10 protein-coding genes and 1 pseudogene are annotated in these 4,399 nt (G+C 62.5%); 6 read left to right on the plus strand and 5 right to left on the minus strand.

Going from position 1 to position 4,399, the window contains the following annotated elements; all coding sequences use genetic code 11:
* Positions 1-15 precede the first annotated feature (15 nt).
* Positions 16-327 (plus strand): hypothetical protein, encoded by a 312-nt coding sequence (locus tag ACK5L9_RS16665; protein WP_416912580.1) that lies wholly within the window; start codon positions 16-18, stop codon positions 325-327.
* Between the two features lie 22 nt (positions 328-349).
* On the opposite strand, the gene ACK5L9_RS16670 is transcribed toward ACK5L9_RS16665, so the two are convergent.
* Both ACK5L9_RS16670 and ACK5L9_RS16675 read right to left on the minus strand, forming a co-directional pair.
* Entirely contained in the window at positions 350-745 is a 396-nt protein-coding gene (locus ACK5L9_RS16670; RefSeq protein ID WP_416912581.1) for a type II toxin-antitoxin system HicB family antitoxin, read from the minus strand.
* A gap of 39 nt (positions 746-784) precedes the next feature.
* Positions 785-973 (minus strand): type II toxin-antitoxin system HicA family toxin, encoded by a 189-nt coding sequence (locus ACK5L9_RS16675; protein ID WP_416912582.1) that lies wholly within the window; start codon positions 971-973, stop codon positions 785-787.
* Positions 974-1,097: 124 nt separating this feature from the next.
* Between ACK5L9_RS16675 and ACK5L9_RS16680 the strand changes: the two genes are divergently transcribed.
* Genes ACK5L9_RS16680 through ACK5L9_RS16695 form a run of 4 tightly spaced genes read left to right on the plus strand, consistent with a single transcriptional unit; the run spans position 1,098 to position 2,774 of the window.
* Positions 1,098-1,361 carry a hypothetical protein gene (locus tag ACK5L9_RS16680; RefSeq protein ID WP_416912583.1) on the plus strand — a complete coding sequence of 88 codons (264 nt, stop codon included), beginning with the start codon at positions 1,098-1,100 and terminating at the stop codon, positions 1,359-1,361.
* A 24-nt stretch (positions 1,362-1,385) separates the two neighbouring features.
* Entirely contained in the window at positions 1,386-2,432 is a 1,047-nt protein-coding gene (locus ACK5L9_RS16685; protein WP_416912584.1) for an N-acetylmuramidase domain-containing protein, read from the plus strand.
* A complete protein-coding gene (locus ACK5L9_RS16690; RefSeq protein ID WP_416912585.1) occupies positions 2,432-2,644 on the plus strand; it encodes a hypothetical protein in 213 nt (70 codons plus the stop codon). The genes ACK5L9_RS16685 and ACK5L9_RS16690 overlap by 1 nt, the downstream gene beginning before the upstream one ends.
* The gene (locus tag ACK5L9_RS16695; RefSeq protein ID WP_416912586.1) at positions 2,610-2,774 is read left to right on the plus strand and encodes a hypothetical protein; all 165 of its coding nucleotides are present in this window, start codon (positions 2,610-2,612) and stop codon (positions 2,772-2,774) included. Before ACK5L9_RS16690 ends, ACK5L9_RS16695 begins: the two co-directional genes overlap by 35 nt.
* A 99-nt stretch (positions 2,775-2,873) precedes the next feature.
* Here ACK5L9_RS16695 and ACK5L9_RS16700 read toward each other — a convergent pair whose 3' ends face one another.
* From ACK5L9_RS16700 to ACK5L9_RS16710, 3 genes are all read right to left on the minus strand, one after another.
* Positions 2,874-3,083 (minus strand): helix-turn-helix domain-containing protein, encoded by a 210-nt coding sequence (locus tag ACK5L9_RS16700; protein WP_416912587.1) that lies wholly within the window; start codon positions 3,081-3,083, stop codon positions 2,874-2,876.
* Positions 3,080-3,244, minus strand: a complete 165-nt coding sequence (locus ACK5L9_RS16705) for a hypothetical protein (protein WP_416912588.1) — start codon at positions 3,242-3,244, stop codon at positions 3,080-3,082. The genes ACK5L9_RS16700 and ACK5L9_RS16705 overlap by 4 nt, the downstream gene beginning before the upstream one ends.
* 231 nt (positions 3,245-3,475) lie before the next feature.
* Positions 3,476-3,847 carry a nucleotide pyrophosphohydrolase gene (locus tag ACK5L9_RS16710; protein WP_416912589.1) on the minus strand — a complete coding sequence of 124 codons (372 nt, stop codon included), beginning with the start codon at positions 3,845-3,847 and terminating at the stop codon, positions 3,476-3,478.
* A 313-nt stretch (positions 3,848-4,160) separates the two neighbouring features.
* Here ACK5L9_RS16710 and ACK5L9_RS16715 point away from each other — a divergent pair.
* Positions 4,161-4,399, plus strand: a pseudogene (locus tag ACK5L9_RS16715) (hypothetical protein); the annotation flags it as partial.

The raw sequence follows: 4,399 nt of genomic DNA on the forward strand, positions 1-4,399 counted from the left end.
TCAAGGAAAGACAAAATGACTGACCCCGTGTTGCATCGCGATCTGGCGCGGGTCGAAGGCAGGCTCGACAGGATCGAAGAGGCCATCTCGGCCCTCGCGCGGATCGATGAGCGGCTGACAACCCTGTTCAAAGCCATGGGACGGCAGCAAGCCGACATGGCCGCGCTGGAAACGCGCAGCCAGACCGACATGCGCGACCTGGCATCGCGCCTGACCGACCTCGAACACCTGACAGCCGCCCGCAGCCCGCTGTTTGCATGGCTCAACCGCATCGCAACCGCCGCCATCGGCGCAGCAGTCGTCTTTGCCTTCGACCGTTGGAGGTGAGGGCATGTTGCCGGAGACAGTGTTACGCGCCGACCAGTTCACGCCGCGCCGAGGATGCGATGAAGGACGATCTGGTCATCCCCCGCGCCTTTGCGGTCTCATCGATCGCACGCAGCAAGCCGCGCTCGATCGAGATATTGACGCGCGCCAGCGCGGTATCGGCCGGAATATAGGGCACCGGCATCAGGGTCGCGCCGCCGGCCAGTTCGCGGGCGACATCGTCGCGCTGCCGGATCGCGTCAAGCGATGCGGGCTGAACGTCCGGCTGATCCTCGAACCACAGGTCGAGCGCCTCGGCGGCGGCGGCGGGGATGGCATCCCAGCTATCGGCTGCGGCAAAGCAGCCGGGCAAATCGGGGAAGCTCAGCCCATAGGCGCTGGCCTCATCCTTGTGAACGATGGCGGTGAAATATTTCATTGATCCATCCTGACGATACGAGGGCGAAGGGGAGCGGGGCTAGATCAGCCCCGCCTGTCTATAGATGCTTCGGACGGTGCCAAGGGGCAGGTCTTTCTTCGGATGCGGCAGGATGACGGTCCTGTCGCCTTTCCGAAGCTTCAGATGCGATCCGCGTTTCTGGATTTCCTCGAAGCCCTCGTCCTTCAACCGTTTCAGTAGCTTTCGTGAATCGGTTTCAAATTCCATCGCCCCTCCGTGATGTGCAAATATATACACATGGCGGGCTGTGCCTGCAAGGAGAATGTGTAAATATGTGTGTTTCATCGCCCACCCCTGCGTCAGTGGGGCATCACCCAAAAGGAGACCGTCCATGCATGTGACAATCCACACGGCCGCACTTGATGGCGGCGAGGCCACGATCACCAACTCTGCCGCCGAACTGGTGCGCATGGGGTTCAATCCGTCTGTTTTGCCGGAGGTGGACCGCCTGAAGGCGCTTGCGGCTGCATTCATCAGCGCGTGCGAGGCGATCCGCGACAAGGGCGGCAAAGGGGCACGCGAGGCCTCCATCGCCATCACCGACATGCAGGGGGCTAGCATGTTCGCCGTCGCGGCGGCGACTGCCGATCTTTGAAGCGGTCATTCATGGAGGACTGACATGTTTCCCCTGATCTTTCTGCGCCCGCTGCGCGGCGCGCATGGGCGGAACTGGCCGGGCATTGCGGTCATCGGCCCGGATGCGCCGTGGAAAGGCCGGGCCGTCAGGGTCGGTCAGGATCAGTTTGAAGCCGCCGTCCGGCGCTGCAATCTGGAGCCGCAGATCATTCAGGCGGTCTGGGCGGTGGAATCTGCCGGGCAGCCATTCCGCGCCGATGGCAGCCTCGAACGCCGCTATGAACCCCATCACATGCCCGGAAGCGGCATCGCAAGCTGGCGCGACAGCCTCGGGATCCCCTTCGCCACCCGCGAGGCGATGTTCGCCAGCGCCTGCGCCCGCGATCCCGACAAGGCGATGGCGGCATCCAGTTGGGGCGGGCCGCAGATCATGGGCTTCAATGCCGCTGCGGCGGGGTTTGCCTCGGCCCGCGACATGGTCGTGGCAATGGCGGATGATGAGGCCGCGCAGCTTGACGCATTCCTGCGGCTGATCGGCGGATGGGGCCTGATCACCACCCTACGGGCGCATGACTGGCTGCGATTCGCGGCGCGCTATAACGGCTCTGGTCAGGCCGCTGCCTATGCGCGCAGGATCGAGGCCGAATATCGCTGCCTGACCGGGCGGGCCTCGCCCGTGGTGCTGCGGCTCGGGCGGGCGGGCGACAGGGCGGCGGTGCGGGAATTGCAGCGCGCGCTCGGGATCGGGGATGACGGTGTGTTCGGGCCTGAGACCGACGCGGCGGTCAGGGCATGGCAGGGGCGCAACGGCCTTGTCGCGGACGGCATCGTCGGCGCGGAAACATGGGCGGCGCTGCGGGACAGGCGCGATGCGCATCCGGTCGCACAGCCCGCCACCATGGATGTCGCGGCCCGGATCACCACCTGGGCCAGCGCGGCCACGGCAGCCGCAGGCGCGTTCACGGCCCTGGGCGAGACCCTGCCCGACAGTGCCATGACCGTCCTCGTCACCGGCGCGACCGTCGCCGGGGTGCTGGCGATCGCTGCGGCGCTGTTTGCGCGCCTGCGACGGCAGCGGGCGGTGTTCTGATGTGGCTTCGGGTTGGGCTGGCTGGGGCCATCCTCGGGCTGGCCGGGGCCGGGTGCTGGCTGATCGACAGCCGCGCCCGGCTGCTGGCCGAGATCGACACCCTGCGCGCACAGATCGCGACACTGGAGAGGATGCGGAATGCCCAGAACCATATCATGCGCCTTGACGACGCTGGCATTGCTGGCTGGCTGCGCGACCGGGCCGGTCAGTGAGACGGCGATCTGCACGGCCACCCATGATGCGCGGCAGACCCATGCGGCGGCGCTGGTCGCTGACGGCGGCCCGCAAAGCCGCAGAACCGGCGCGGCGCTGATCAGCGCGCTGGACGCAGGCTGCGCCTAAGCAGATATTCGTGGCTTTGCCCACGAATGCCTGCTTAGGCTTGTTTGATTTTGCAGGATTTTTATCCGAAAAGCGGTGGCCACTTTTCGGAAATTCTGCTTAGCCCAAAGGCCATTCCGGAGGCCGGAACCCCGCCAGCATCCAGCGCATGACCTGCGCAGCAACGGGGTTGGGGTTGCGCGACGTGCTGCGATCTTCCTCCGCTTCCCATTTGCGGATGGTTGTCGGGTTGGTGTCCAGAATCACGCCCAACTGCGCCTGCGAAAGGCCCAGTGCTCTCCGGGCCTTTTTGAATTCCGCAGGATTCATCCGGCGAACTTCAAAAGCACGCCAAGGGCACCGATATACGCCGCCGCCAGAACCCAGAAACGGTACCGCATATTCTGAATGATTTCGGCGGTTTCGGCATTGAGTTTGGCGATCTCGGCACGGGCCTTGTCATCCGCGAGTGACTGTTCTGCGCTGGTCATCTGGTTTCCCTGTAACCGAGCTTCATTGCTCATGAACCCGTTATAGCGCCAATGGCGCTATAACGCAAGGCAAAACGACACCCGTTCTCGCGGCTTCCCGGACGATTCTCGCAATTTATAGCTGACGGAAGCCAATTTGATCATCAAATTTGCGCAGCATCAGCGTGAAATCAAATGGTTATAGCCTGAAAACATAATCAAAAAAAGTCGTCAGGCTGTACAAAACCCCTGTCAGTCACCCTCCGGCAAGCGGGTAAGCATTCCGTATTTTTCAGAGGTTCGGTTGAATTTCCGGGCAATGGCGGGATGCAGGTCAATGCCCATCTCGCCAGCCAGAAGATCAATCGCGATGACCGCGTCGGCAATCTCATCAGCAACGTCGCCGATGGTCGCGGTAGACCCCTTGATGCCGCGCACGGCGCGAAGATGCTTCTTCACCGCCTCCAGCATTTCGCCAACTTCGCCAGCAACTTCAACCGCCCGGAAAGCAAGGTCCGCCTGATCACTGCCGGGCCACTCCTGCTGTCTGGCATTATTCGCGGCGCGTAATTCATCGAAAGTCAGGAGGGGCATAGGTTTCCTCTCTGGTTTGCTGGTCGGCATGTGCGTTCCTCGGTTGGTAAGTGACTGCTGCGGATCAGAACGGGATTGGGTCATCTTGCCCGGTCTTCTTTCCCAGCCTGATCGCTCTGACGCTCGGGGATTTGGCGAGCACGCCGCCCACTGCCTTGAGGACGAAGAATTCCCTCTCGGGGATTGCCTTCGCCAATCGCGTCGCCTCATCGTCGGCGCTTGTCTTATGGGTTCATCAGGCTTCTGAGGGATTGGAAGCCATTGCCCGCCACGCCATTTATGGCGGGCAATGACGGCGGCTGGATCGTAAGGCGCTTGGTCTTTTCAAGGACCGTTCGAGAGTTTGATCGACCGCCGTCTTCCCCTTGGGCCTGAACGGATACGCGTGTTTGAGCCACGCATGACAAGCATAGGACTGGAGAAGATGACAGAGCATACCATCGGCGTAGACATTTCGAAATCCCATCTGGATGTTTTTGATGCAGACCGCAGCGCGGCGAAGCGTTTTGAGAATTCCGCCAGCGGGTTTCGGGCCTTTGAAAAATGGCTGGGCGAGGCGGCCATCGCCCGTGTGGTGTATGA

The organism is Paracoccus sp. (in: a-proteobacteria), assembly GCF_047973135.1.
GTDB lineage: Bacteria > Pseudomonadota > Alphaproteobacteria > Rhodobacterales > Rhodobacteraceae > Paracoccus.